21 protein-coding genes, 1 tRNA gene and 2 rRNA genes are annotated in these 26,569 nt (G+C 41.3%); 9 read left to right on the forward strand and 15 right to left on the reverse strand.

The window, feature by feature from the left end; translation table 11 throughout:
* Positions 1 to 88 precede the first annotated feature (88 nt).
* From DYQ05_RS11750 to DYQ05_RS11795, 10 genes are all read right to left on the reverse strand, one after another.
* Positions 89 to 3,076, reverse strand: a 23S ribosomal RNA gene (locus DYQ05_RS11750).
* Between the two features lie 217 nt (positions 3,077 to 3,293).
* Positions 3,294 to 3,367 (reverse strand) — tRNA-Ala (locus DYQ05_RS11755).
* A 167-nt stretch (positions 3,368 to 3,534) separates the two neighbouring features.
* Positions 3,535 to 5,082, reverse strand: a 16S ribosomal RNA gene (locus DYQ05_RS11760).
* The 16S and 23S rRNA genes sit together here with 1 tRNA gene alongside, the layout of an rRNA operon.
* A 672-nt stretch (positions 5,083 to 5,754) precedes the next feature.
* On the reverse strand, positions 5,755 to 6,165 hold the full coding sequence (locus DYQ05_RS11765; protein ID WP_038106855.1) for a DUF6672 family protein: 411 nt from the start codon (positions 6,163 to 6,165) through the stop codon (positions 5,755 to 5,757).
* On the reverse strand, positions 6,162 to 7,283 hold the full coding sequence (locus tag DYQ05_RS11770) for an ABC transporter permease subunit (RefSeq protein ID WP_020966246.1): 1,122 nt from the start codon (positions 7,281 to 7,283) through the stop codon (positions 6,162 to 6,164). Before DYQ05_RS11770 ends, DYQ05_RS11765 begins: the two co-directional genes overlap by 4 nt.
* Positions 7,284 to 7,286: 3 nt before the next feature.
* Positions 7,287 to 8,327: an ABC transporter permease subunit gene (locus tag DYQ05_RS11775; RefSeq protein ID WP_020966247.1), complete on the reverse strand. Its 1,041-nt coding sequence runs from the start codon at positions 8,325 to 8,327 to the stop codon at positions 7,287 to 7,289.
* Entirely contained in the window at positions 8,327 to 9,904 is a 1,578-nt protein-coding gene (locus DYQ05_RS11780; RefSeq protein WP_024469139.1) for a sugar ABC transporter ATP-binding protein, read from the reverse strand. Before DYQ05_RS11780 ends, DYQ05_RS11775 begins: the two co-directional genes overlap by 1 nt.
* A 77-nt stretch (positions 9,905 to 9,981) precedes the next feature.
* Entirely contained in the window at positions 9,982 to 11,220 is a 1,239-nt protein-coding gene (locus DYQ05_RS11785) for a DUF3798 domain-containing protein (protein WP_024466989.1), read from the reverse strand.
* Positions 11,221 to 12,323: 1,103 nt separating this feature from the next.
* The gene (locus tag DYQ05_RS11790; protein ID WP_206183484.1) at positions 12,324 to 13,775 is read right to left on the reverse strand and encodes a right-handed parallel beta-helix repeat-containing protein; all 1,452 of its coding nucleotides are present in this window, start codon (positions 13,773 to 13,775) and stop codon (positions 12,324 to 12,326) included.
* 55 nt (positions 13,776 to 13,830) lie between these two features.
* Positions 13,831 to 14,514, reverse strand: a complete 684-nt coding sequence (locus tag DYQ05_RS11795; RefSeq protein WP_206183485.1) for a hypothetical protein — start codon at positions 14,512 to 14,514, stop codon at positions 13,831 to 13,833.
* A gap of 277 nt (positions 14,515 to 14,791) precedes the next feature.
* Here DYQ05_RS11795 and DYQ05_RS11800 point away from each other — a divergent pair, with 277 nt between their 5' ends.
* From DYQ05_RS11800 to gatB, 6 genes are all read left to right on the forward strand, one after another.
* The gene (locus tag DYQ05_RS11800) at positions 14,792 to 15,565 is read left to right on the forward strand and encodes a Nif3-like dinuclear metal center hexameric protein (RefSeq protein ID WP_024469524.1); all 774 of its coding nucleotides are present in this window, start codon (positions 14,792 to 14,794) and stop codon (positions 15,563 to 15,565) included.
* 58 nt (positions 15,566 to 15,623) lie between these two features.
* Entirely contained in the window at positions 15,624 to 16,079 is a 456-nt protein-coding gene (locus DYQ05_RS14695; protein ID WP_435372822.1) for an ATP-grasp domain-containing protein, read from the forward strand.
* Between the two features lie 14 nt (positions 16,080 to 16,093).
* The gene (locus DYQ05_RS14700; protein WP_435372823.1) at positions 16,094 to 16,306 is read left to right on the forward strand and encodes an ATP-grasp domain-containing protein; all 213 of its coding nucleotides are present in this window, start codon (positions 16,094 to 16,096) and stop codon (positions 16,304 to 16,306) included.
* A 1-nt stretch (position 16,307) separates the two neighbouring features.
* The gene (locus DYQ05_RS14705) at positions 16,308 to 16,898 is read left to right on the forward strand and encodes an ATP-grasp domain-containing protein (protein WP_435372824.1); all 591 of its coding nucleotides are present in this window, start codon (positions 16,308 to 16,310) and stop codon (positions 16,896 to 16,898) included.
* Positions 16,849 to 17,427, forward strand: a complete 579-nt coding sequence (locus DYQ05_RS11810) for a hypothetical protein (RefSeq protein ID WP_206183486.1) — start codon at positions 16,849 to 16,851, stop codon at positions 17,425 to 17,427. Before DYQ05_RS14705 ends, DYQ05_RS11810 begins: the two co-directional genes overlap by 50 nt.
* 126 nt (positions 17,428 to 17,553) lie before the next feature.
* Positions 17,554 to 19,044, forward strand: a complete 1,491-nt coding sequence (gene gatB / locus DYQ05_RS11815) for an Asp-tRNA(Asn)/Glu-tRNA(Gln) amidotransferase subunit GatB (protein WP_206183487.1) — start codon at positions 17,554 to 17,556, stop codon at positions 19,042 to 19,044.
* 130 nt (positions 19,045 to 19,174) lie between these two features.
* Here the strand turns inward: gatB and DYQ05_RS11820 are convergent, their stop codons facing one another.
* Both DYQ05_RS11820 and coaBC read right to left on the reverse strand, forming a co-directional pair.
* Complete coding sequence (locus DYQ05_RS11820; RefSeq protein ID WP_024466996.1) at positions 19,175 to 19,981, reverse strand: SDR family NAD(P)-dependent oxidoreductase; 807 nt, start codon at positions 19,979 to 19,981, stop codon at positions 19,175 to 19,177.
* A 13-nt stretch (positions 19,982 to 19,994) separates the two neighbouring features.
* Positions 19,995 to 21,185 (reverse strand): bifunctional phosphopantothenoylcysteine decarboxylase/phosphopantothenate--cysteine ligase CoaBC, encoded by a 1,191-nt coding sequence (gene coaBC / locus DYQ05_RS11825; RefSeq protein ID WP_206183488.1) that lies wholly within the window; start codon positions 21,183 to 21,185, stop codon positions 19,995 to 19,997.
* Positions 21,186 to 21,344: 159 nt separating this feature from the next.
* Between coaBC and DYQ05_RS11830 the strand changes: the two genes are divergently transcribed.
* Positions 21,345 to 22,610 (forward strand): DUF4097 family beta strand repeat-containing protein, encoded by a 1,266-nt coding sequence (locus DYQ05_RS11830; protein ID WP_029410265.1) that lies wholly within the window; start codon positions 21,345 to 21,347, stop codon positions 22,608 to 22,610.
* A gap of 144 nt (positions 22,611 to 22,754) precedes the next feature.
* Here DYQ05_RS11830 and DYQ05_RS11835 read toward each other — a convergent pair whose 3' ends face one another.
* Genes DYQ05_RS11835 through DYQ05_RS11845 form a run of 3 tightly spaced genes read right to left on the reverse strand, consistent with a single transcriptional unit; the run spans position 22,755 to position 24,797 of the window.
* Positions 22,755 to 23,489: a TPM domain-containing protein gene (locus DYQ05_RS11835; RefSeq protein ID WP_206183489.1), complete on the reverse strand. Its 735-nt coding sequence runs from the start codon at positions 23,487 to 23,489 to the stop codon at positions 22,755 to 22,757.
* Between the two features lie 3 nt (positions 23,490 to 23,492).
* Entirely contained in the window at positions 23,493 to 24,185 is a 693-nt protein-coding gene (locus tag DYQ05_RS11840; RefSeq protein WP_206183490.1) for a TPM domain-containing protein, read from the reverse strand.
* A gap of 3 nt (positions 24,186 to 24,188) precedes the next feature.
* Entirely contained in the window at positions 24,189 to 24,797 is a 609-nt protein-coding gene (locus tag DYQ05_RS11845; protein WP_020966263.1) for a LemA family protein, read from the reverse strand.
* A 323-nt stretch (positions 24,798 to 25,120) separates the two neighbouring features.
* On the opposite strand from DYQ05_RS11845, the gene DYQ05_RS11850 reads away from it, so the two are divergent.
* Together DYQ05_RS11850 and DYQ05_RS11855 are read left to right on the forward strand one after the other, a co-directional pair.
* The gene (locus tag DYQ05_RS11850) at positions 25,121 to 26,071 is read left to right on the forward strand and encodes a phosphoribosylaminoimidazolesuccinocarboxamide synthase (protein ID WP_206183491.1); all 951 of its coding nucleotides are present in this window, start codon (positions 25,121 to 25,123) and stop codon (positions 26,069 to 26,071) included.
* Positions 26,068 to 26,559 (forward strand): AIR carboxylase family protein, encoded by a 492-nt coding sequence (locus tag DYQ05_RS11855; RefSeq protein ID WP_206183492.1) that lies wholly within the window; start codon positions 26,068 to 26,070, stop codon positions 26,557 to 26,559. Before DYQ05_RS11850 ends, DYQ05_RS11855 begins: the two co-directional genes overlap by 4 nt.
* The last annotated feature ends 10 nt before the right edge of the window (positions 26,560 to 26,569 follow it).

Raw genomic sequence — 26,569 nt, forward strand, 5'->3', positions numbered from 1 at the left:
AAAATAAACTGATTAAAGCTTTAAAATGTATGAAAAGAACATTTTAAAGGTATAAAAAAGAGAACGAAAAGAAAAAAGAAACAATAATATGGTCAAGCCTCACGACTTATTAGTATTGGTCGGCTTAACATATTACTATGCTTAGACCTCCAACCTATCAACCTTGTAGTGTGCAAGGAGTCTTTAGAGGGGTTAAACCCCTAGGGATACGTAGTCTTGAGGCGGGCTTCCCACTTAGATGCCTTCAGCGGTTATCCCTTCCGAACTTAGCTACCCGGCAATTACCCTTGGCAGGATAACCGGTACACCAGAGGTTCGTCCATTTCGGTCCTCTCGTACTAAAAACAGCTCCTCTCACGTATCCTGCGCCCATAGCAGATAGGGACCGAACTGTCTCGCGACGTTCTGAACCCAGCTCACGTACCGCTTTAATTGGCGAACAGCCAAACCCTTGGGACCTGCTTCAGCCCCAGGATGCGATGAGCCGACATCGAGGTGCCAAACATTCCCGTCGATGTGAACTCTTGGGGAATATCAGCCTGTTATCCCCGGAGTACCTTTTATCCGTTAAGTGACGGCACTTCCACTCGCTACCGCCAGATCATTAAGACCTACTTTCGTATCTGCTCGAGCTGTCACTCTCGCAGTTAAGCCTCCTTGTGCCTTTACACTCGCTGCGCCGATTTCCAACCGGCGTGAGGAGACCTTCGCGCACCTCCGTTACATTTTAGGAGGCGACCGCCCCAGTCAAACCGCCTGCCTACCACTGTCCCTATCCCGGTTTCACGGGACAGGTTAGAAACCTGATTTATCAAGGGTGGTATTTCACTTGTCGGCTCCGCCTGACCTAACGGCCAAGTTTCACAGCCTCCCACCTATTCTACACATGATAAACCAAGTCCCAATAATAAGTTGCGGTGAAGGTTCACGGGGTCTTTCCGTCTAACTATGGGTAACCGGCTTCTTTACCGGTATATAAATTTCGCCGAGTCTCGCGTTGAGACAGTGCCCAGAATCGTTACACCATTCGTGCGGGTCGGAACTTACCCGACAAGGAATTTCGCTACCTTAGGACCGTTATAGTTACGGCCGCCGTTTACCGGGGCTTCAATTCAGAGCTTCGCAGTTACCCGCTAACCCCTCCTCTTAACCTTCCGGCACCGGGCAGGTGTCACCACCTATACGTCTCATTGATGATTCGCAGATGGCTGTGTTTTTGATAAACAGTCGCCTGGGCCTGGTTTGTGACGCCCCCATATCTTTTAAAAAAGGAGGCCACACTTCTTCCGAAGTTACGTGTGCATTTTGCCGAATTCCTTAACGCGAGTTCTCTCGAGCGCCTTAGATTTCTCATCTCATCTACCTGTGTCGGTTTACGGTACGGTCTTTTATAACCTAGCCTTAGACAGTATTTCCCGGCACCTTGATTACACCCGCTTCGCTCTGCCGTAGCTTCACTCGCTGTCGCTCCTTACCTAGGATAACGGATTTGCCTATTACCCTTTTTAACGGCTCGGATACTTCGACCGGAACTACCATTCTCCGGCCGGGTTTCACCTCATGCGTCCTGCCCTCGAAATTATAAAAGGTATCGGAATTTGAACCGATTTCCCATCGACTACGGCCTTCGCCCTCGCCTTAGGGGCCGACTTACCCTGGGCAGATTACCTTTACCCAGGAAACCTTAGATTTTCGGCGGAGAGGGATCTCACCTCTCTTTTCGTTACTTATACCTGCATTCTCTCTTCCATCTCCTCCAGCATCTCTCGCGAGTACGCCTTCTTCAGTTAATGGAATGCTCCCCTACCGCCTTACACATTACGCGTAAGACCCGTAGCTTCGGTATACTGCTTAGCCCCGTTACATTATCTGCGCATGAACACTCGACCAGTGAGCTGTTACGCACTCTTTAAAGGAATTGCTGCTTCTAAGCCAACCTCCTGGCTGTCTTTGTATCCACACTTCATTTCACACTCAAGCAGTATTTGGGGACCTTAGCTGACGGTCTGGGCTGTTTCCCTTTTGACTTGCGAACCTTAGCGCACGCAGTCTCACTCCCATACGTTGATTATCGGCATTCAGAGTTTAACTGGGTTTGGTAGGCTTTGACACCCCCTAGTCCAACTAGTGCTTTACCTCCGATAATTTTGTATGAGGCTGTCCCTAAAGGCATTTCGGGGAGAACCAGCTATTTCCGGGTTTGATTAGCCTTTCACTCCTAGTCACAAGTCATCCATACCTTTTTTAACAGATTATAGTTCGGTCCTCCACAAGGTTTTACCCTTGCTTCAACCTGCTCATGACTAGATCACTCCGGCTTCGGGTCTACGACATGCAACTAAACTTCAGCTTTCGCTGAAACACGCCCTATTTAGGCTCGCTTTCACTCCGGCTCCGGAACTCCTATTCCTTAACCTCGCTGCATACCGTAACTCGCAGGCTCATTCTACAAAAGGCACGCTACTACCCTCTATAAGGGCTGTAACATCTTGTCGGTTTACGGTTTCAGGTTCTATTTCACTCCCCTTAGCTGGGGTTCTTTTCACCTTTCCCTCACGGTACTTGTTCACTATCGGTAGCTGTCTAGTATTTAGCCTTGGATCGTGGTCGACCCGGTTTCCGACAGGGTTTCTCGTGTCCCGCCGTACTTAGGTGCCGCATCAACAAGTTCAATTTATTTCGCTTACGGGGGTTTCACCCTCTTCGCCAGGCTTTCCCAAAACCTTTCTGCTATAAATTGATTTTCTCTAAACTTGTCGGTCCTACGCCGATGCAGTCCTTCAACTCCCTTATAAGGGTTTAGGCTCCTCCAATTTCGCTCGCCGCTACTTTCGGAATCTCTTTTGATTTCTTTTCCTTGAGTTACTTAGATGGTTCAGTTCACTCAGTATCGCTTTACTACCCTATTTTATTCAGGTACGTAATGTCAGTATCACTACTGACGGGTTACCCCATTCGGCTATTTCCGGTTCTCAGGATGTGTGCTCCTCCCCGAAACTTTTCGCAGCTTACCACGGCCTTCTTCGCCTTACAGCTCCTTTAGGCATCCACCATAAACCTATTCTTTCGCTTGACCATATTATCGTCCCTTCTTTCTCATTTTCAAAGAATGAACTTATTTCTTAACAGCTTATATCTTTACATAAACTCTCACAGTCAATTTAATTAACCGATTTTACGCTTATACTCCGATATAAACCGCCTTACTTTCATTTTTTCGTTCCCTTCCCTATCTATTTCAAATATCAAATAGTTTAAATTTACACTTAAACTTAAAACCTTTTTCAAGGCTTTGGAGATAAGGGGATTTGAACCCCTGACCTACGGCTTGCAAAGCCGCCGCTCTAGCCAGCTGAGCTATATCCCCTCAGATTTAAATAAAAAAGAGGAAGAGGAAAAGAACAGGCATTGGGGAAAAGAGTAAGGGAGCGTCTTGTGTACTTCAAGACTTACCGTATATTGAAGATTAAAACAATTTATACGGTTTTATTAAAGAAAACATTCGCTTTCTTTAATTATTTACCTTTCTCTTAGAAAGGAGGTGATCCAGCCGCACCTTCCGGTACGGCTACCTTGTTACGACTTCACCCTCCTTACCAAGCGTACCTTCGACACCGTCCTCCCTTGCGGGTTAGACTAGCGGCTTCGGGTACCCTCGACTCGGATGGTGTGACGGGCGGTGTGTACAAGGCCCAGGAACGTATTCACCGCACCGTGCTGATGTGCGATTACTAGCGATTCCAACTTCATGAAGTCGAGTTTCAGACTTCAATCCGGACTACGATTGCTTTTTTGCGTTTTGCTTGGCCTCGCGGCGTCGCTTCGATTTGTAGCAACCATTGTAGCACGTGTGTAGCCCTGGACGTAAGGGCCATGATGACTTGACGTCATCCCCACCTTCCTCCGATTTGTCATCGGCAGTTCCGCCAGAGTCCTCAACCTTTACGTGTTAGTAACTGGCAGTAGGGGTTGCGCTCGTTGCGGGACTTAACCCAACACCTCACGGCACGAGCTGACGACAGCCATGCAGCACCTGTCAAGAGTCGTATTGCTACGCTGATATATCTCTATACCATTACTCTTGATGTCAAACCCAGGTAAGGTTCCTCGCGTATCATCGAATTAAACCACATGCTCCACCGCTTGTGTGGGCCCCCGTCAATTCCTTTGAGTTTCACCCTTGCGGGCATACTTCCCAGGCGGTACACTTAATGCGTTTGCGTCGGCACTGAAGCTCTTGCTCCAACGCCTAGTGTACATTGTTTACTGTGCGGACTACCAGGGTATCTAATCCTGTTTGCTCCCCGCACCTTCGCATCTCAGCGTCAATCATCGGCCAGAAACCCGCCTTCGCCACCGGTGTTCTTCCAAATATCTACAGATTCCACCCCTACACTTGGAATTCCGGTTTCCCCTCCGTGATTCAAGTTACGCAGTACCCAATGCAGTTTACGAGTTAAGCTCGTAGATTTCACATCAGGCTTACATAACCGCCTACATGCCCTTTACGCCCAATAATTCCGAACAACGCTTGGGGCTTACGTGTTACCGCGGCTGCTGGCACGTAATTAGCCGCCCCTTATTCGCATGATTACCGTCATCGAAGATGCATTCCCTCATCTCCTTATTCTTCATCTGCAAAAGAATTTTACAACTTTTCAGCCTTCTTCATTCACGCGGCGTCGCTCCGTCAGACTTTCGTCCATTGCGGAAGATTCTTAGCTGCTGCCTCCCGTAGGAGTTTGGGCCGTATCTCAGTCCCAATGTGTCCGTTCACCCTCTCAGGCCGGATACCCATCGTCGCCTTGGTGGGCCGTTACCTCACCAACAAGCTAATGGGACGCAGGCCCATCCTAAAGCGGAGCCGTAGCTCCTTTCCTTATACGGCTTTATCCGTATAAGCACATTCGGTATTATCTAATATTTCTACTAGCTATCCCCATCTTCAGGGCAGGTCACCTACGCGTTACTCACCAGTCCGCCACTCTAGGGTAAGAGCAAGCTCTTACCTTGCCGTTCGACTTGCATGCTTAAGACGCGCCGCCAGCGTTCGTTCTGAGCCAGGATCAAACTCTCCATTATTTTTATTTCAAGCTCCCTTAAAGAGAGCCCGATTTTAATTAAGTTTGTTCCCTTTCAAATTATTCATTTTAAGGAATTGCTTATTTTTAACTCTTCTTCTTAACATAGAAAAAGAACTCTTTTTAAGCTTATTTTTCCGATACTCATTTTCCCTTAATTCTAAGTTTTCCTTTAAAAGTTGTCTTTTAAAGGTCTACACTTATGTCTTTGCGTTCTTTTCCTTCCCTCTTAATTGTCAAATATCAGGCTAAGAGCTTCTCTCTTAACGTTACCCGCACGGCTTAACGCGTTAGCGAGCAAAAAGGATTATATCATAACTTTTCAGTTTGTGTCAAGTAGTTTTTAAAAGTTTTTTTTAATTTTTTACTTAAAGTAAAGTGTATTCTTTTTTTTTTCATCTTCAAGCAAAAACGCCTCTATTCTTCCTACATTTTCGCTTTACTTCTACTTTTTTCTTCCGTTTTCTAACGGTTTCGCCTAACCCGGCGAACGGTCTTGTTTATACCACTTTCTACAAATCTTGTCAATACCTTTTCTTATATTTTTTTTAGAATTTATATAAATTGCAATTAAACAATTCGTCTTATGGCTTAACCTTTTTTTATTGTCATCGGAAATTTATAAAGAAAAACCGTTCCTTCACAAAAGTGCCGGAACGGAATATATAAAATTTTACTCCTCCTTGGACGCATCGGACTCGGACTCAAAAGGAATAACAGCCTTAGGAATCTTATTTACAAGCGCCGGAATCGAAAGAAGTACGGTATCTTCGAACAATGGAATTTTAAATTCTCCCTTAAAAGGCTCTCTCCCGTCGGTAAAATTGACAATAATTTTATGCTTTTGACCGCGTAAAAGAATTTTATCCCGCTCGCCTTTAAAAAGTTCTTGCGGTTCTTTACCGTCAAAGCTGATTTCGATACTGCCGAGGTGCGTAAAACTTCCGTCATCGGCTTTTTTATTTTCAAATAAAACCGTATGTGTTCTGCCTGAAACAAACATAAGAACCGCAAGCATGACATAACATACACCGAGTGAAATCCTTAAAATCAGTTTCAGTTTTTTCGATTGAATCCTTATCATTTTTTTCCCTCCGATTGCACCCGCAATTCCGAACGTTTTTTTTCGGCATTACGCTGATTTCTTGCAGCATACAAAACTAAAGAAAGAGCGATTGCCGCATAACCTGCAAAATCCCTAAAATATTCGCCTATCATTGCGGAACCCAAAAGCTGCTGTCCTGCCATAGGCGTAACGATATACAAAAAGTGAAGAAGTACAACACCGATAAATACGTTCTTTATTGTTACCCGGCTTACCGAAGCGCCTCCTACCAAAATCGCAGCCGCCGCAAAAAAGCCCGTCTGGTCGTGTGCATTGTAGGTACTCATGTTTCCCATATTTTGCAAAAAGATAATCTGCCCGATACAGGCAAGCACCGTCGAAATTATAATCGAAACAATGCGGGTATGCTCTACGGCGATACCTGCCGAATTCGATACGTGCTGATTTTGCCCGATAGCCCGCATATCCTGCCCGAGTTTCGTTTTTCTGAACCAGACAATAAAAAGACAAAGAGCAATTATAATAAGATACGAAAGCACGGGAATTCGTAAACCTGCAATACTGAAAGAAAAAGTCTTATCCAGCACTTGGCGGACAGGAGCCAATTCAAGCGTATTACGAACCCCGAAACCGCGTGAAAGCCGTATTGCGTTATTATGCATCGGAATAACGGAACCCATGAGGTACAAAACGATAAACTGATATACGCCGTTAAAGAAAAAGCCCAAAATATAGCTGGTAACCATTTCCCTGCCGCGTGCGCGGTTTAAAATGGAACCTGCTACCCAGCCGAGTACTACCGAAAGAGGCATACCTATTAACGCCGCAAAAACAAGCCCGTAAATTCCGCCGATATTCCAATCCATAGCAAAAATTAAACCTATTTGCCCTGCCATAGCACCAAGCACCATACCGAAATTGATACCCATACCTGCCATAATGGGCAAGATAAGCGAGAACACTAAAAACGAATTCCTTCCGATTCGGGTTAAAATTTCTCCTATTATGTGGTGTGCGGAAAGCCCCGAAACGGGAATTGCCGCAAATGAAATTACAAGAAACAAAAGCGAAACGATATTATCCGCTAAGAAATCAAGCGGTGAAAATTTCTTTAATCTATTACTTATTTTAACCATAGTTTACCTCGCCGTTTGTGTTTTACGCGTTAACGCATATAAAATCATTCCGTTTGAAAGCACAATACGGATAACTTCAGACATATCGGTTTGTAAAACACTGTTAATAACCGACGGCGTCATCGAAAGAATACCTTGAAAAAGAATCGTTCCTACAACAACATTTAATATTGAAGCCTTATTTACCGAAGCCCCTCCTATTAAAATTGCCGCAACGGCAGGAAATGCCATATAAAGAGGAGCCTTATACAACTGAATAAAACCGAAACTTTGCTGATACAGCAATATACCGATACCGCCGCAGATTGTAGAAAGAATAATGCTTATTGTTCTTGCTCGATTGATACTGACACCGCTTGCACGGGCAAAGTCGGGGTTTGAACCTACAGCCGTAAGCGCCGTCCCCGTACGGGTGCGCATAAAGGTTTTCATCAAAAACATACAAACGGCAGCAAAAAGAATAACTCCCGTCGGTACCCTAAAAGAGCCGATTTTAAACGCTAAAAAGTTATTCAAAATATTCAGCCAATAACCCTCAAGGGTAATGGTTGTTCGCAATCCCTCTCCGGAATATGCCCAAACCATGCTCGGATTCGAGTACGGTAAAATAATCCATAAAATAGCCATAAATGTAACCGTTGCAAAACCTATATACATTGCAATGGTCATCTCTTCGCCTTTTACCTTATTTAAAATACAGCTGTAACCGAAGCCTATTAACCCTGAAAAGATAACGGTAAGGAATAAAGCCGTCGAAAATCCTAAAAGACCGGTTAATTGCAGCTGCATTGCTAAGGTTGAGCCTAAAAGCCCTCCGATTACTCCCAAAGAAAGCCCGAAATTAAGCCCGCAGCCGGTTTGAATCATCGGCACCATTGCAAGTACCATTAAAACATTCATTCCGAAGCGGTTTGCAATATCCGAAAGCGAAGCCCCGATACTTACCTTTACAAAAGGAGCTGCAATAAAAAGGGACAGCAAAAATAATAAGATAATTATACGCGGAATACCGAAATCGGCAATAAACTGTTTAATTTTTTCCATTACTTTACTCCTGCCATATAGAGGGCAAATTCCGCCGGAGCTTCTTTAGGAGAAAGCACTCCTGCAACTTCACCCCGGAATACGATTGCAACCCGGTCGCAAATCGAGCGCAATTCTTCAAGCTCGCTTGAAATCATAACAATCGTTGTTCCGTTTTCTTTATTTATTTTTCTTAAAGCGTCCAAAACAAGGGCCTTAGCTCCCACATCTATACCGCGGGTCGGTTCCGCAACAAAAAGAAGCTCAGGCTCCAAACAAAACGCTTTTGCCAAGCATATTTTTTGCTGATTTCCGCCCGAAAGTTCTTTTGCCTTTTGCCGGCTTCCCGTACATTTTATTTGAAGCATATCGATATACTTATCGGCAAGGGCGTGCATAGCTTTTTCGTCTCTCAGTTTTATAAAACCGCCTAAATATTTTTTTAAGTATTGTTTTTTAGACTGAATTGCCGTAAAAGCTATATTCCAATCAAGGCTTTCATCAAGTAATAATCCTACCCCGCGTCTATCTTCGGAAACAAAGGCAAGTCCGTCCAAAAGCGCCTGTGTTGTATTGTTTAAAGCAATTTCTTTTCCTTTAAACTTTACGGTTCCGCCTGAAGGGAATATACCCATAATTCCGTTCGGAATACCGATTTTACCTTGTCCGGCAAGCCCTCCTATACCGAAGATTTCACCTTTTTTCACTTCAAAATCGGCATTACGCACGAGTTCTCCGGGCATATCTACCCAAAGATTTTTTACCTCAAGTACGGTTTCTCCGAATTGCCTGTTCTCCGAAGCGGCGGTGTTTTGAGTAATTTCCCTTCCCACCATTGCCTCGGCAATTTTCGGAATATCGGTTTCGGAAGTTTTTACATCTTGAATCGACTTTCCGTCCCGTAAAACCACAACCCTATCACAAATGTCTATAACTTCCTGCAAGCGGTGCGAGATAAAAATAACCGCAATACCCTTTTCGCTTAATCGTTTTACGGCTTTTAAAAGAATTTCCGCTTCGGATTCCGTTAAAACCGCCGTCGGTTCGTCCAAAACCAAGAGTTTTACATTATCTCTATCGATTTCGCGGGCAATTTCGGTAAATTGCTTATGCCCTACCGGCATTTCCGAAATTAAAGTTTTTGCATCTATAGAAACGCCCAATTCGTTTAATACGTTTTGAGCGCGTTCGTTCATTTCTTTACGCCGTAAGGCACTCAGCCTCTCGGTAAATAAATCGGATAGTATCGAAGGAGTTTGCAGCTCTCTGTTAAGCATTATGTTTTCCGCTGCCGAAAAACCCGGAATAAGTGAAAATTCCTGATGTACCATTCCGATTCCGGCATCGAGAGCGTCAAACGGGCTTTTAAAAATAACTTCTTTCCCGTCGATAAGAATCCGCCCGCCGTATCCTCCCGTATCTTTAATAACAGGCATTCCGAACAAGATGCTCATAAGGGTTGTTTTGCCGGCTCCGTTTTCGCCGACCAAGCCTATTATTTCTCCGCTTTTCAGTGAAAAATTGACACCTTGCAGAACCTGCGTACCGGAAAAATCTTTAGTGATATTTTCCAGCGTTAAAAAATTATTTGTGTTCATGCCGTTTTGTCCTACATTAAAAAAGTAAGAAAACACCGATTAGGGTAAACCTAATCAGTGTTTTCCGGTAAAAAGTGTTAGTTGGAAAATTTAATGTTATAGTATTTTTCGTTAATTTCCTGTTGTGTTGACGGCAAATACCCTTGACCGAAAACATAGGTATCCATAAACATTAACGCATGATTCTTTGAGCGGACACCGGTACTTGCATCGATGTATGCGGCACTCAGCCATTTTGCTCCGGGAGTAAATTTTCCGAAAGCTTCCGACAGATGAGCCATATTGTGTAATTTTGCTTCTCCGTCAATAACGCGCCGCGCATATTCGCCCAAACCCGCCGAAACGGTAAAGCCTAAAGAATAAGCCCATGTTCCGAATCTGCCCTTTCCGCCTTTTTCGATAACCGCCGCTTCAACCTTTTTTAAGATTTTTTGGAAATCGCCTTTTTCCGCAGATAAGTCTATACCCAAAGCTCCGGGATAACCCATTAAGGGAGAAGGAAGGTCCGCTTCGATAAACATACCGCCGTATGCAAAAAGCTGTTTTAACAAGGGCTCGGTATGAGCATCGTTTGTACAGAAAAAGCAAGTTTCTTTTCCGTATTTTTCAACCCACTGCGGAACTTTTTCCAAAATAAACTGTTGGGCACCGGCGGTTCCTACATCGCTGGTCGGGTCGGGAGCGGTTTCAAAATGGAATTCCATACCTAAATCCTTACATGCTTCTTCAAGGATTTGGCGGCGGAGTCCTAAAGTTTGATAGGACATGTGGCGCGGGAAGGAAATATGAACAAAGTGTTTCGCTCCGATTTGTTTTGCAGCCCATGCGATAGTATAACCTCGCGAGATAAAATCCTGAGAAGCTACCATATCCGCTGCGGCATCGATTACGAGCGGGTCTTCATGCGCTTCGCCTGCAAAAAGAAGAATATCGGGTCTCTTTTCGCGTACGCGTTTAAAAGCTTCAGCCGTTCCCGGTATTCCCTGATTTACGATAATCGCTTTCATTTTGGGGTCATCGGCTAAGGCTACAATTTGAGAGATTGTAGTTTCCTGCTGTGACATAAAATCATCGGGATAGGTGATATGCTGAATCATTCCGCCATCCTTTACAGAGCCGTAAAGTCTGATAAGTTCTTCCGCACCGCGTAAATCATCTTCGGATTGCGAAACGGTTCCGGTCATAATACCGATGTGATATGCGGCACCCATATCTTTAGAAGACATTTGAGATCCGTCGTCTTTTTTATTGCAGCCGATTATTGAAATAATCAATGCGGACAATAAAATAAACCCAAACAATGCTTTCCTTTTCATTATAAAGCCTCCAAATAAAATTCCTCAGCAAAGGCGTTTACCTTCGCTTACGTAAAAATTCTATCATAGAAATTTTCATATGTCAACTTTTTTTTTAAGATTTAATCGAAAATTATAGAAATTATATTGAAAAATAAGGAGTTTTTAAGGTGTCTTGCTAAGTACCCGCTTTTTATTTTACTTTGCGAAGTTGAGCTTAGGCTAAGCGATTGGCGGGCTTTAAAGGGTTATTTTTAAACCGGAATAGTCGCCCGGCATCGATATTTCCGTTATTTACTCTCTTTTCCGCAAAATTGCAGGTTTTTGTTAATAAGGAAGGGAACGGTTTTTTCAGGATAAAAGTTTTACCTTGGAGCTGCACCGGCTTGCAATCGCCTAAGAACCCCGCTTGGTTTGCAGGGCTTGGGGGCTCACTTTTATGAGTTTGTGCCCCAGTGTTCATGCTAGTTGTAAGGAATAGGGGGCGGTTTTGCGAATCGGTAAGGCGTGTTTGCTTTACCGATATCCTTATAAAATAAGCAAGGCTCAAAAATTGATATTTTTTCGCTTGTTTATTTTCCGCCGTTTCGCAACGTAGTGAGAAACGGCATACAATATTGCGAGTTTGTTTTACAAACTCGACAAGCGTTTTTAGACAATGCTATTTGCATTGTCTAAAATAAGCATCCTTTTTTTTTAACGGGTAATGTCCAATTCCCCATTATGTGTATAGACCGTCTATCGTTACGTGGTTCGTCAGTCTTACCCTATGCGGTAAGACTCCCTTACCTTATACCGTTACACTGTGCGTTTAATAAACCCCTCATTCCTCTTTGCGTACTTTGCGTGCTCTGCGGTTTTATTTTTAACCGCTAAGAGCGCAAAGACCGCTAAGGCTTTTCGTGGTGCCGCTGTTTGCAACCTCCTCTATTCCCTCTTTGCGTACTCTGCGAGCTTTGCGGTTGTATTTTAACCGCTAAGAGCGCAAAGACCGCTAAGGCTTTTCGGGGTACCATGTTTTGCAACCCCTCATTCCTCTTTGCGTACTTTGCGTGCTCTGCGGTTTTATTTTTAACCGCTAAGGGTTAGGGACGAGGAAGTCGCCCCCTTTTACCCTATTCTCTTTACGGCAGCTTTTTTTTCAGTTTCCCATACTCATCAATTGTCCAGTTTTCGGTACCGTTCGGCGTTACGGTGAATCTGGACACATGCGCCCCTACGTCACCGTCTTTGCTCATTCTTATTGCCGTGTAGTCATCACTCATACCATACGCCCCCGGAGTAATGCAGGCGGCTTTTCCACTTGTTAAAGGCTTATCACTATCAATTCGTAAACTGACAAGAGTACTAGCCGGACCATTTCCAAAGCTCAAATACACATCGTTGCCGTCGCTAAGTACGCCGCTTTCCCATTTTCCGACTACGGAAGAGCCGCCCATGATAAAGTTGCCGATACCGCTAGCCCCGCCGGTGGTATCTTGTAAATATACACCCTTGCCTTTTGCAGCCGTATTACCGGAAATAGTGCCGCCCTGCATGTTAAAAGCGGTTTCTGCACCATTGCCCCTTATGCTCACATACACCCCGCCGCCGTTTTTGCTTGCCTTACAGCCTTGTATGCTGCCGCCGGTCATAGTAAAGGTGCCGCCCGTATTCACAAACACCCCGCCGCCGTTTTCCTTTGCCGTACAGCCTTGTATGCTGCCGCCGGTCATAGTTACGGTACCGCTCGAATATATACCGCCGCCGTTTGAATCGTTTGGTGAGCCCTGAGCACTGCAATCTTTAATAGTAACGTTCGTCATCGTCAGTGTTGTCTTGTTATTAACAAGTATACCGCCGCCGCTTCCTCCGGAACCGGTAACATAGCCGTTTTGCAATGTCAAGTTTTCGAGGGTGAGCTCTACGTTGCCCGCTGATGAGTCCATTACATTAAAGATACGCGACTGGCCACCTGCGTCGAGTACGGCATTACCGCCTATGCCCCTTATCGTAAGTTTTTTACTTATCTTTATTTGACCGTTGTTGCCCGAATCATTCGTTGCCGTAATTTTGCCTTTTATGGTTATTGTGGCGCCGGGTGCTGCATCCGCTACCGCGTTTTTTAACTCTTTCCAAGCTCCAGGGCCTTCAGTTATAGTTACTGCATTAGTAAGTTTAATATAATAGGTTCTCACCTCACTGTCGGCAAAGTTATCCGCTGTCGCATAAAGAATAAGTTTATAGATATCATCAGGGCCTTTCCTTTGTAATTTTATATCAAACGGAGAAGAGTGTTCAATATGTGTGTCTTCACCGTCATTGAGTTTTTTAGTACCCTTTATTTTTGCACCGGCAGTATCCGATGTTGCTATAAGTGTTATGGTTTCGCCTGAACTTGTTCCGATTTCAAATGGAGTACTTTCGTTGCCAGGAGAAATTTCAGTATCGCCATACTTTAATTTAACCGGAGCTGCCTTATTTAAAGGAGTGCCGGCAGTAAATTCCGAGGAAGTTAGGCCCTTACTGTCTTTAAGGAGTATCTTATACGATATTTTCCCTCCTCCTACTTGTGCACTTGTTTTATAATAAGGCACCCAGTTCCCTGTAGGAACCTCTTCGCCGCCGTCAAGTTTTACCGTGTCGGAAGCGTTAATAAAAGAGTGGGGGGGGGGGGGTAAAACCGTTTTGCGTATCGTTTACCGAACAATTATAAGAGTTATCACTTATAAGTATTTTTGAAAGGTCCTTGTGTAAAAGAGCATCTCCCACCTTTTCCCCCATACCGGGTACTTCAAGACAAATAACGTAGAACTTACCATCTTTAGTTTTGGCAAGTACCGCCTTGGCGGGAGAAGGAGGCGGGGTGTTTACTCTTAATGTAAAATCGTATGCTTTATTAAATTTTCTTCCGTCCGTACTGTATAAGGTAATCGTAGGGCTTATCTCCTTACCCCATTCGTGTTTTTTTAAAAAATCGCTTTTAAAATTTAATTTTAAAGTGTTGCCGTCTATTTGGCTCAGGCTGTAATCGCTTAAACCGGCTCCTTCAGGTTGGGAAAAAGAAACTATTTGTCTCGGTTCACCTACAGAAGGCATTATAAATTCGAATTTTTTCGGATTTTGAAGAGTCAGGGCAATACTTAAGTCCGCTTCGGAGCTTATGCTTCTAAAGCCCTGTTCGTCTATAAGAACGCTTGAGTCTATGTGCATAGAGCTTATATAGGCTTGGCTTGACCAATAGCTTAAATATTCTTCCAAACTTGCCTTATACTGTTTGCAAGCCGAAAAAAGAAAGACCGATACTACCGATAAAAAAAATAAACACTTACGCATAATAACACACTCCCTTAAAAAATATTAAAGTCTCTTTTAAAAATTTAAAACCCTTAACGATTTTCCTATAGTTATAAATATTTTATCCAACCATTAGTAAATTCCGCTTATTCTATTATATCACAAAATATCACAAAAAACACGAAATAGCAACATAAAACTTACCTTTTATTAAAATATTTTCAATTTTTTCCGCCCGATAAAGGTATAAAAATCATTACACCTCGCCTTGCACATTACTTTAAACTCGGTTATAATCGGCTTAAGGCGGTATAAAATGAACGCATTTGAACTTGACTTATATTTTAAAAATCTTTTAAATATCGAATTCTTTAAAACTGCCGATGTTTCGCAAAACGGCTTACAAGTCGGCAATTCAGGTAAAAAGATAAAAAAGGCGGCCTTTGCGGTAGACGCGTGTAAGGCGGTTATTTCCATTGCAAAGGAGCGAAAAGCCGATATGCTTTTTGTTCACCACGGACTTTTTTGGAGTAAGAGCCTTTTAATAACCGGTATTCATTACGAAAGAATAAAAATGCTTTTGGATTCCGACATTGCCCTATATGCGGTTCACCTTCCTTTGGACGCTCACCCCCTTTACGGGAACAATGCGGGGCTTTCGGCAAGGCTTTCTTTAGAAGATAAAAAAGAATTCGGTTTATATCACGGAATAAATATAGGCTTTTACGGAAACCTTCCTTTAAAAAATAACGAAGGGCTTTCAATAGACGAAACGGTTTCTCTTCTTTTCCCCGACGGAGAAAAGCCTGCCGATATTCTTCCTTTCGGAAAAAAGAAAATAAAAAGCGTAGGAATAATTTCAGGCGGAGCTGCGGAAAATATAAGCGAGGCCGTTGACCTTAATTTGGATTTATATATTACAGGCGAAATCGAACATGTTACGTATCATACCGCTCTTGAAAATAAAATAAATGTAATTGCAGGCGGGCATTACCAAACCGAAACCGTAGGCGTAAGGCTCGTTGCAAAAAAGTTGGAAAGCGATACGGGTATCGAAACCTGTTTTATCGATGTGCCTACAGGATTTTAATTTAAATGCTTTTTAAAAAAGCGAAAAGCGTTAAAGTTTTTTAAGGAGATACAAAATAATGAAAACCGAAAAAAGTATTTTAATTTTAGGCGCATCCGTTATGCAGGGTAAGGCAATTGAAGCTGCAAAAGAATTAAACTGTAAGGTAATTGCCGTAGACGGAAACCCGAATGCGGTTTGCGCAAACCTTGCAGATAAGTTTTTCCCTATAGATTTAAAAGATATACCTAAACTTATCGAACTTGCAAAAAAACTTAAAGCCGAAGAAGGTTTGGACGGGGTGTTTACCGCCGCAACCGATTTTTCGGTTTCGGTAGCCTCCGTTGCGCAAGAGTGTAAATTTTCAGGCCATAGTTTAAAAGCCGCTCAATGCGCAAGCGATAAAATAAAAATGCGCTCCTGTTTTAAAAATGCAAATGTACCATCGCCTGAGTTTGCGGAAATTAAAAAAGAAGAAATACAAAACGCCGCAGAAATTTTAAAAAAGCAAACGTTCAATTCCCCGTTGCGGTAAAACCCGCCGATAATATGGGGGCGCGCGGCTGCCGTCTGGTTTATGCCGAAGACGGCCTTATCCCCGCTGCGGAAGATGCCGTAAAATATTCCCGTAGCGGAAAAGTTATTGCCGAAGAATTTATAGACGGAGAAGAATTTTCGCTTGAAGCCCTTGTTTATAATTCCGAAATTTTTGTTACCGCAATTGCAGACCGCCATATTTTTTTTTCCGCCTTATTTTATTGAAATGGGACACACAATTCCTTCCGCTCACTCCGAAGAAGAAACGGAAGAACTTATCCGCGTTTTTAAACTCGGTATAAAAGCCTTAAACCTTACGCACGGTGCCGCAAAGGGCGATATTTTTTTGCGTAAAAAAGATAAAAAAACCGGCAAACGTTATGCCTGTGTAGGCGAAATTGCGGCAAGGCTTTCAGGCGGTTATATGTCGGGGTGGACGGTACCCTACTCTTCCACTTTTAATGTTACCCGAGCGGCAATACGGCTTGCCCTAGGCGAATTTCCTGAAGAACTTAAAAAAGGCTCTCCCTTTTTAATTGTTCCCGTAAAAGAAAATATCCAAGCTATAAACGAGGCTAAAATCCTTTATAAAGCTGCACTTGAAAATACAAGTGCAAAGCCCGTAAATTCGGGCAAAGAAAAATCGGAAAACCTTTCTTTAAGCGAAAAAGATTTTACGGATAAAAAGCAAGTTAAAGCGGGATTCAGCGCGGAGCGCGCATGGATTTCTTACCCCGGAAAAATTAAAAAAATTTACGGTTTAAACGATGACCTTAAAAACCGAAGGTGTAAGGGACGTACTGCCCCGTTTATTTGAAGGAGATGAAACGGTTTTTCCCCGCAACAATGTGGAAAAATGCGGAAATGTTTTAAGCTCCGCTTTTTCATATGATGAAGCGGTTAAGGCAAGTATGAGCGCAATTCAAAAAATAGTTTTACGGCTTGAACCTAAAAACGAAAAAACCGACCTTTTTTTATCAAGTATAAATACTTCGGTAAAAACTCAAAATATATACGCTCCCAATTTTTTTATTTTTCCCGACGGCTTTGCAAAAGAATATAAAGGCAATTTTGAAAAGGCCTTATCGGCTGCTTTCTTAAAAGAAGAAAACGGTATTTTTTTTCCTTCCTGTTTTGAGCAATATACGGATTTAAGTTTTGATATACACGGTTTATCGATACGCAAAGCCTTGGAACTCGGTTTTAAGATAGAACCTGCCTTATCTTCGTATATAAAAGGTTTACAAAACGGTAAAAAAACACTTTCCGCACAATCGGTAAAATTATGGCTTGCCTTTATAAGAGCAAGCGTTCAGGGCTTACTGTATATGTATGACTGTTTATAAAACCTTATTTTTCGTATGCTTTAAAATGACCGCATATACCTACTTCCAAAAAATTGCCGTTTATGCTATGATTACTTCTTTCTAAAATTCAAACACATTTTAGATAACCCTTTTTCGGAGGCAAAAATGATTAAGGCGGGGAATCTTGAATACGAAATTATTATCGGCTGTGAAATACATTGTCAACTTTTAACCAAAACAAAGGCTTTTTGCTCCTGCGAAAACCGCTACGGCGGAATTCCGAATACACGCGTGTGTCCGTGCTGTCTGGGCTTACCCGGAGCCCTTCCGGTTGTAAGCAAAGAATATGTAGAGGCCGGAATTAAGGCAGGTTACGCCTTAGGCTGTAAAATAAACGCTTTTTCCAAATTCGACCGTAAGCATTATTTTTATCCCGACCTTGTAAAAGGTTACCAAATAACCCAGTTTTATACGCCGCTTTGCGAAGACGGCAGTATCGAAATAAACCTTGCAGGGCAAAACGAAGAACCCGAGTTTAAAAAAGTGCGTATCGAAAGAATTCACCTTGAAGAAGACGTAGGCAAGAGTTTACACATTGAAGGAAGCCACAGCTACATAGATTATAACCGCTCGGGAGTTCCTCTAATCGAAATTGTTTCAAAGCCGGATATGTCAAGCCCGGAAGAAGCGGCGCGTTATATGCAAACAATTCGTGAAATTTTAAAATTTGTCGGAGTAACGGACGGTAATATGGAAGAGGGGGCTATGCGCTGCGATGCAAACGTCAACTTAAGAATTTTAGACGGGGGCAAAGAATTCCGCACTCAAATTTCCGAAATTAAAAATATGAATTCGTTTAAAACAATAAAGGACGCCTGTACATATGAAGCCGCCCGCCAGCTTGCCGAATACAACAGCGGAGAAAGGATTGAATTTAAGCCGGGATTTAAACGAACTATGGGCTGGGACGAGCCTGCGGGAAAAACCGTAATTCAGCGTACAAAAACCATTGCCGAAGATTACAGGTTTATACCGGAGCCTGATTTAAGAGCACTGAATTTAACATGCGAGTTTATAAACAAGGTTTGCTCTTCCGTCGGTGAATTGCCCGAAGCAAAACGCCTTCGCTTTAAAAAACAATACGGACTTTCCGAATTCGATGTACAAACCCTAACTTCCGATAAAAGCCTTGCACAATGGTTTGAAAAAGCGGCCTTAAAATCAAAGGACCCGAAAAAGGCGGCCAACTGGGTACTCGCCGAAGTGCTTGCCGTTTTAAACGAAAGCAATATTGGCTTAAACGAATTAAAATTCGGAGCTGAAGACCTTGCAGATTTGGTAAACTGTTTGGAAGACGGAAAAATTACGAGTAAGCAGGCAAAAGAAGTTTTTGCCGAAATGGTATTAAGCGGCAAAAAGCCTTCTACAATAATTACGGAAAAAGGAATGGAACAGGTAAGCGATTCTTCGGTTATAGAAAAAATAGTAGAAGAAGTCCTTGCCGAAAACGCCGCCGCCGTAGAGGACTGGAAAAACGGAAAAACAAATGTTGCGGGCTGGCTTATGGGACAGGTTATGCAAAAATCCGAAGGTAAGGCAAACCCCAAACAGGCGGCAAGTTTCGTAAATAAAAGATTAAACGAGCTGAAGTTGTAAAACCCGTTACATCTGCCGTTGACTAACTGCAAAAAGAAAAAATAAAGTCTTCGGCAGTAAATAAGCCGGCCTTATACAGAATAAATAGGCCTGCAAGATAAAGCTGGCGGTCTGTTGATTTTACCCGTTATTATTCCGCATAAATTATTTTAATTAAAAAAAGAGCAAAACTGCGGGGCAGAATTCGGTAAAGCCATAATAAAAACGCATATTTTCCGTTATACGGATAACAAAATTTCAGCTTCTTTTTTTCAGCCAAAAACGCAATAAATGCGCCCAACTTTTCCGCGCTCATACCGTCTTTTTCATCTTTTTCCATTTTAGAAATACTCCGGCTTATTCTTCCGCCGTAAATATCATTACCTTCTTCCGATTTATTTCTAATTTCGGTAAATGGAGTGGCAACATCTCCGGGCATAATTAAGGAGCAGCAAATACCGAAAGGAGAGGCTTCGGCATTAAAAGCTTCAACAAGTTTTCCCAAAGCGGCTTTTGAAGCGGAATAAAAGGCTTGAAAAGGAATTGCTATTTCACCTGCAATTGAACCGACGGTTAAAATTTTTCCGAAACCCTGCATACGCATATAGGGAAAGGCCGTACGTAAAGACAAAAAAGCTCCGAAAAAATTTACATCAAACTGTTTTTTTGCCCGTTCAATATCCGTAAATTCCACGGCACCCGAAATTCCGAAGCCTGCCGCACATACGAGTAAATCCAATCTCTTCTCCCTTTCCCATATTTTTGCAAAAACGGTTTTAACGGCAGTTTCGTCCGTAATATCCGAAGAAAAATGAAAACTTTTTTCCTCGGGGAAAAAATTAAAGTTTCTACGGCTTACGGTATATACAAACCAATCTTTTTTAATAAGAGCTTTTGCAGTTTCCAATCCTATGCCGCTTGTACCTCCGGTTATCACCGCAATTTTTTTTACAACCATAAAACACGTCCGATTATTTCCGATAGCCGCTTATCGCTTCTCTAAGAATTAAGCCGGCTAAATCTCTTTTGGTCAACTTTCCCGTTTCCAACTTAATACCGTCCTTTTTGTATATGACGGCAGTATTATTATCCGAGGCAAAACCGCTTTCCGGAAGTAAAACATTATTGGCTACAATTAAATCCAAATTCTTTTTTTTCATTTTTTCCAAAGCATAAGTTTCTATGTTTTCGGTTTCTGCGGCAAAGCCTACTAAAATCCGATTTTTCTTTCTTTTTCCCAATTCCGCTAAAATATCTTTTGTGGGAACCAACTCCAAATTAAAAGCGTTTCCGCTTTTTTTTATTTTATTCATTTCAATTTTTTTAGGCGTAAAATCCGCAACGGCGGCGGCCTTTATTACAATATCGGCGGTTTCATACTCCGATAATACTGCATTGTACATATCCTCTGCATTTCTTACTTTAATTGTTTTTTCCACTCCATAAGGAATTGTTAAATCCGTCTTATATGTAACAAGAACAACATTTGCCCCCATTAAGGCGGCTTGTGAAGCAAGGGCATAACCCATTTTTCCGGAAGAACGGTTGGTAATAAAACGCACCGGGTCTATATCTTCAATAGAAGCTCCCGCCGTTACTATAACCTTTTTACCTGCAAGAGTATCGGTTTTATTTAAATAAAATAAAACGGCCTCTACTATTTTTTCAGGACTTTCCATTTTTCCTTTTCCGATATCGCGGCAGGCAAGGTTTCCCGATATAGGCTCAATAATAAATACGCCTCTTTTTTTCAGTATTTCCAAATTATGTTGTGTAGCGGGATTTTCATACATATCGGTATTCATCGCCGGTGCTATAATAATTTTAGCCTTTGTTGCCAATGCGGTTGTAGAAAGCATATCATCGGCTATTCCGTTTGCAATCTTTGCAATAATATTGGCGGTAGCCGGAGCAATTAAAAAAAGATTCGCTTTTTTTGCAAGTGCGATATGTTCAATTTCCCAATAGTTTATTTTTTCAAACATATCCGTTATTACACGGTTTTTACTTATAGCTTGGAAAGTAAGAGGATTTATAAAATTTTCCGCATTCTTCGTCATTATAACATCAACATTTACATTATGCTTTATTAAAGTCGAAGCTATCTCACAAGCCTTGTACGCCGCAATTCCGCCCGTAACACCAAGTACAATATTTTTCATAATAGCAAAACTATAACATAAAAACCGTATACTGTCATCAGGAGAAGAAAGAGGTTTTGCAGTTTTAAAGCTACAGCTATTTAATCTCTATGAGTTAAGGTAATTGACAAATTCATTTTTTAATTTTATAATCGCGTTTAAAATATACGGAGAAAACTTATGAATAAATTTAAAGCAATACATCAAAAAATAAGACGGCAAAAAACGGTTATACTGCTTATATGCCTTATTATTTCAGCCGCGCTCATACCTGTTTTTCCATTGTACTCGGATGAAGATAAAAACGACATTTACCGTTTCGATAAATCTTACATAGAAGAATTAAAAAGCGGCAAACACAGTGCCGCTATTATTACCGGTGAAATACCCGCGTCCGTTACACATATTAAAATAGATGCTTTTTTTGCAGCCGTAACTGTAAAAAGCGAATCGGGCAAACCTTCCGTTACATATACAATAAAGGGCTTACCCGACAAGGCCGTAAAAATCGAACAGTATTTTTCTTCATTTAAATTGACGGAAAGAAGACCTGAACGCAATGAAAAAAGACTGTACGATGCGGAAACGTTTATCAAGCCTATTTACATTGAAGTTATCGTACCTGAAAACTTACATGGAACCGATATGGATATTTCCTCATCTTATGCCCATACGGACATTTCAAATATTTTATGTAAAAGTATTGAACTTGATTCGGGTGCCGGCGGACTTACCGTAAATAATATACAGTGCAAAGACTTTTCCGCAGATACCGGTTCGGGTAAAAACGTTTTTTCAAATCTCAAATGTAAAACGGGAGAATTCGATACCGGAAGCGGAAGCTGCACACTGACGAATTGTATAATAACCGAAAGAGCCGACTTTGATATGGGAAGCGGCTCCGTAACTTGTTCGGGAAACGGATACATAAAAAATCCGGATTTCGATATGGAAAGCGGTTCCGTTTATTTTGAAACAGGGGCGGAAGGAAATATAAAAATAGAAAACGAAAGAGGAAGTGTTTATTTGGATTTAAAAAACAGCCGTATCGATTATCTTGACATAGATACGGATACAGGCGATGTACAAATAAAAAACATAAATGTAAATAAAAGTACGGAGATTTCAGGCGGCAGCGGACTTATCGAATTTAAAAACTGTATTTTTAATAATACGAAAGCAAATTTGGGAAGCGGCGATTTTTCACTGGACGGAATTTTAAGGGGTACTTCCGGCTTTATTACAGGAAGCGGTTCGGTATTGCTTAATATAAAAGAAAGCTCCGAAAATTACGGAGTATATATAGAAGGAAACTATAGACACAATGCAGTCCGTATAAACGGAAAAAATTTCGGCAATGACTTTGTTATCGGAAATAAAAATTCGGAACATAAAATATACATAGACAAGGGAACAGGCGAATTTAATATCGATTTTATAAAATAATTTTTAAACCGCCGCAAGTCGGATACATTAAGGGAGTTTAAAACTGCAACAGCTATTTTAAAATATCCCGATTTGCGGCTTATAAAATACATTAAAAATAAAATTTAATAAAACGGTAAAATTTTATTTCCGACAAAAATACTTTTACCAACCGCCTGAGGCTCCGCCGCCGCCGAAACGGCCTCCTCCTCCTGAAAATCCGCCGCCGGAACTTCCGTCTCTGCCCGAACGTAAAAGAAGTATTAAAATCCAAAACGGATTACGGGTAATAAGAAGCCCGAGAATATATACAATTACAAAAAAAACTAAATAAAAATAATCCGTTATTGTAAAAAAATCCCCTTTCTCGTCTTGTGAAGAAAGAGATTTTAAAAGCGTTTCATCTTGTAATGCCGCACCTGAAATAAATTTTACGCCCTCTAAAATTCCCTTTCCGTAATCGTCTTGTTTAAAATGAGGAGCAATTGCATTCCGTATAATTTTTGAACATACCGCATCGGTTAATGTTCCTTCCAACCCGTATCCCGTTTCAATCCTGATTTTTTTTTCATTTATTGAAACCAAAAGCAATGCTCCGGAATCTTTTTCCTTTGAACCTAACTTCCAAGATTCGGCAACACGCATGGAATAATCTTCCAAACCCTCATTTTCCAAAGACTTAATAATTAAAACCGCAACTTGCAGTTCCGAAGTTTTATTAACTTTATATAAAAAATTTTCGATTTCACTTTTTTCACTTCCCGATAAAATGCCTGCCATATCAATTACGGGAGACGTTAGAGCGGGGACATTTAAAGCAAACGATGAAATCCGAATTACAAAAAGAAAAATACTTACAATAAAAAAAGGTTTAAAAATTATTTTACATAACTTTTTCATAAATTAACTCTCTAAAAGCACCAAGCCGTCCGCAAGCTCGTTCGGATTGGTTTGTTTATTCGGAAAACTTGCTGATAGAATTTTTCCGCACTCTTTTACGGCGGCAATAACGGAATTTGCAGTTTGCTTTGCTCTTAAGCCGTCCGTTATAATTTTACATATCCGCTGCCATTCGCTTTGCGGAATTTTTTCTTTAACGGCGGAATCGGTAATAATAAAAACACGTTTTTCAAGTACCGAAATAAAAATTAACACTCCGGTTCTATCCGCCGTTTTATAAACTCCGCTTTCTACAAAATGCTGTAAGGCTCTTGCATATATGCGCCGATTTTTTAATTTATTAGGAATAACCAATCTGTCTACCGCAGGTATATTTAAAAGAGCATAAACTGCAGCAGTTACAATTAACATACCGAGTCCTATAAACGCCGTTAAGCGGGCAGGATGAGGAAGCCAAAATTTTGTTTCCAAAAAATTCCAAATTTTATTTGAAAACGCAAGCATAACGAAAAATGAAACAATGGCGGTGCAAAAAGCTATCAGCAATTCTACAAACATATAAGAATCGCTTTGATATATTGCAGCAACCGCTATTTCTCCCGTCGTTTTCTTTTCAGCTTCGGCAACGGCTGTTTTAATTCCGTTTAACTCAGCGGGTTTTATATGCAGCAGCTTAAGCAGTTTATCTCTTTTCATAAATTAAAATTTAACCTCCGGAGCCTTGGAAGCCTGTTCATCGGCTTTAAAATATTGTTTTTCTTTAAATCCGTACATATTCGCCAAAATATTTTTCGGGAAACGCTTAATAAGAACATTATAAGATTGAACCGTTTCATTGTATCGTTTACGTTCCACCGCAATACGGTTTTCGGTTCCTTCAAGCTGACTTTGCAAATCCAAAAAATTTTCATTCGATTTAAGCTCAGGGTAATTTTCGGTTATCGCAAGAAGGCGTTGCAGGGCACCTCCCAATTCGGATTGAGCTTTTTGAAATTTTTCAAACGATTCGGCATTATTTAAAACCTCATCGGAAACCTGCATAACTCCGCCTGCCTTCGACCTTGCTTCCGCCAAATCGGTAAAAACCTTTGCTTCATGGCTTGCAAAACCTTTTACAGTGTTTACCAAATTCGGAATAAGGTCCAACCGCCTTTGATAAACGTTTTCCACTTGACTCCAAGCGGATTTTACACTTTCTTCGGCAGTAACCATCGAGTTATACGAACCTCCAAAAAAACTGTAAGCAAAAAATATTAAAGCCGCTATTACACCTACAACAATTAAACCGACCTTTAAAGTCTTTCCCATTTTAAACTCCTATGTTTTATAATTGAACCGTTTCATATAATATTATCCGTAAGTTCAAATTTCAAGATAATACCGATATTTTCAGGAATAAAATTACTATAATTCCGTTTATTCAATATATTGTATTCAGCGATAAAAAACAAGAGATACCTAAATATTTTATCCTGAAACCTGATAATAAAGCTTCAACTGCAATCATCAAGTGCAAGACATTATCAAGTTACGGCCGCACCTCTTACTTGAAAATTACTTAAAGTTATTATATACTGAATAAAAGACAGGTTTAAATTATAAACCTTGTAAACGATTTTGTGGAGGGAAAAATGATTTTAAGAAATCTCGCATTTAAAGAATCGAATTTACCTCTTCCTGCACGGCAAGCGGGAAAGGTTCGCGACTGGTATTCTCCTGAACCCGGAAAAAGACTTATAGTAACTACGGACAGAATTTCCGCCTTTGATAAAATGCTTACAGCTCTTCCGTACAAGGGACAGGTTTTAAATCAGCTTTCTCTCAACTGGTTTGAAAATACAAAAGATATAATAAAAAATCATATAATTTCTTCACCGGATCCCAACTGCATAATCGTAAACGAGGTAACACCTCTTCCTATCGAAGTAATTGTACGGGGATATATTACCGGTGTTACATCTACCGCTCTTTGGTACAGATATTCTTTGGGAGAAAGAAACATTTACGGTTATGATTTTCCCGAAGACTTGAAAAAAAATGAAGCGCTTCCTTCACCGATTATTACGCCCACTACCAAAGGAGGACCTACCGGACACGATGAGCGGCTAACTTGCAGCGAAGTAGTTTCAAACGGATATATGACAAAACCGCAGTGGGAATATGTTCAAAATGCCGCATTAAAATTATTTGAGCGCGGGCAAAAAAGAGCAAAAGAAGCGGGATTGATTTTAGTAGATACAAAATATGAATTCGGGATAGATAACAAAGGTGAAATTCTTTTAATTGACGAAGTGCATACACCGGACTCTTCACGGTATTGGAAGCTGGAATCTTATGAAGAGCGATTACATAAAGGAAAAGAACCTGAAAACTTCGATAAGGAATTTATACGCATGGCCTATGCCGCAAAAGGATACCGCGGCGACGGAGAAATACCCGAACTGGAAGAAGACATTTGGAATGAAGCTGTAGAACTTTATATCACCGCTTACGAAAAACTGACCGGAACGAAGTTTGAGCGGGGTGAATATCCTATTGAAAAACGGATTGAAGAAAATTTAAAAAAGGCGGGTATAATTTGAAACCTCTTGTAATTATCTTAACCGGTTCTTCTTCCGACATACCTCATGCGGAAAAAATTACGGAAGAATTAAAAGAATTCGGCATCGATTATGTAATCAGAATCGGTTCGGCACATAAAACTGCGGAACACCTTATTTCAATTTTAAATGAATACGAAAACTTAAGCCGTCCTAAAATTTATATAACAATTGCAGGGCGAAGCAATGCTCTTTCGGGCTTTGTAGACGGATTTGTTAAATCTCCAACAATTGCCTGCCCGCCCTACTCGGAAAATTTTGCCGGAGCGGATATTTATTCTTCATTAAGAATGCCTTCAGGTATTTCACCTGCGCTTGTACTTGAACCGAAAAATGCCGCCTTACTTGCGGCAAAGATTTTTTCACTTTACGATAAAGAAGTCGCTCAAGCGGTAAGCCTTTACATAAAGGCAAATGCACAAAAAATAATTGAAGATGATAAAAAACTTCAAGTAAAAAATAAAATTTAAAAACGGAAAC

The organism is Treponema pedis (assembly GCF_017161325.1).
GTDB classification, from domain to species: Bacteria; Spirochaetota; Spirochaetia; order Treponematales; family Treponemataceae; genus Treponema_B; species Treponema_B pedis.

Bases quoted from the DNA above. Each gene is read 5' to 3' on its own strand.
- DYQ05_RS11765 (WP_038106855.1), bottom strand. From the start codon at position 6,165: ATGATAAGGATTCAATCGAAAAAACTGAAACTGATTTTAAGGATTTCA.
- DYQ05_RS11770 (WP_020966246.1), bottom strand. From the start codon at position 7,283: ATGGTTAAAATAAGTAATAGATTAAAGAAATTTTCACCGCTTGATTTC.
- DYQ05_RS11775 (WP_020966247.1), bottom strand. From the start codon at position 8,327: ATGGAAAAAATTAAACAGTTTATTGCCGATTTCGGTATTCCGCGTATA.
- DYQ05_RS11780 (WP_024469139.1), bottom strand. From the start codon at position 9,904: ATGAACACAAATAATTTTTTAACGCTGGAAAATATCACTAAAGATTTT.
- DYQ05_RS11785 (WP_024466989.1), bottom strand. From the start codon at position 11,220: ATGAAAAGGAAAGCATTGTTTGGGTTTATTTTATTGTCCGCATTGATT.
- DYQ05_RS11795 (WP_206183485.1), bottom strand. From the start codon at position 14,514: ATGCGTAAGTGTTTATTTTTTTTATCGGTAGTATCGGTCTTTCTTTTT.
- DYQ05_RS11800 (WP_024469524.1), top strand. From the start codon at position 14,792: ATGAACGCATTTGAACTTGACTTATATTTTAAAAATCTTTTAAATATC.
- DYQ05_RS14695 (WP_435372822.1), top strand. From the start codon at position 15,624: ATGAAAACCGAAAAAAGTATTTTAATTTTAGGCGCATCCGTTATGCAG.
- DYQ05_RS14700 (WP_435372823.1), top strand. From the start codon at position 16,094: ATGGGGGCGCGCGGCTGCCGTCTGGTTTATGCCGAAGACGGCCTTATC.
- DYQ05_RS14705 (WP_435372824.1), top strand. From the start codon at position 16,308: ATGGGACACACAATTCCTTCCGCTCACTCCGAAGAAGAAACGGAAGAA.
- DYQ05_RS11810 (WP_206183486.1), top strand. From the start codon at position 16,849: ATGACCTTAAAAACCGAAGGTGTAAGGGACGTACTGCCCCGTTTATTT.
- gatB (WP_206183487.1), top strand. From the start codon at position 17,554: ATGATTAAGGCGGGGAATCTTGAATACGAAATTATTATCGGCTGTGAA.
- DYQ05_RS11820 (WP_024466996.1), bottom strand. From the start codon at position 19,981: ATGGTTGTAAAAAAAATTGCGGTGATAACCGGAGGTACAAGCGGCATA.
- coaBC (WP_206183488.1), bottom strand. From the start codon at position 21,185: ATGAAAAATATTGTACTTGGTGTTACGGGCGGAATTGCGGCGTACAAG.
- DYQ05_RS11830 (WP_029410265.1), top strand. From the start codon at position 21,345: ATGAATAAATTTAAAGCAATACATCAAAAAATAAGACGGCAAAAAACG.
- DYQ05_RS11835 (WP_206183489.1), bottom strand. From the start codon at position 23,489: ATGAAAAAGTTATGTAAAATAATTTTTAAACCTTTTTTTATTGTAAGT.
- DYQ05_RS11840 (WP_206183490.1), bottom strand. From the start codon at position 24,185: ATGAAAAGAGATAAACTGCTTAAGCTGCTGCATATAAAACCCGCTGAG.
- DYQ05_RS11845 (WP_020966263.1), bottom strand. From the start codon at position 24,797: ATGGGAAAGACTTTAAAGGTCGGTTTAATTGTTGTAGGTGTAATAGCG.
- DYQ05_RS11850 (WP_206183491.1), top strand. From the start codon at position 25,121: ATGATTTTAAGAAATCTCGCATTTAAAGAATCGAATTTACCTCTTCCT.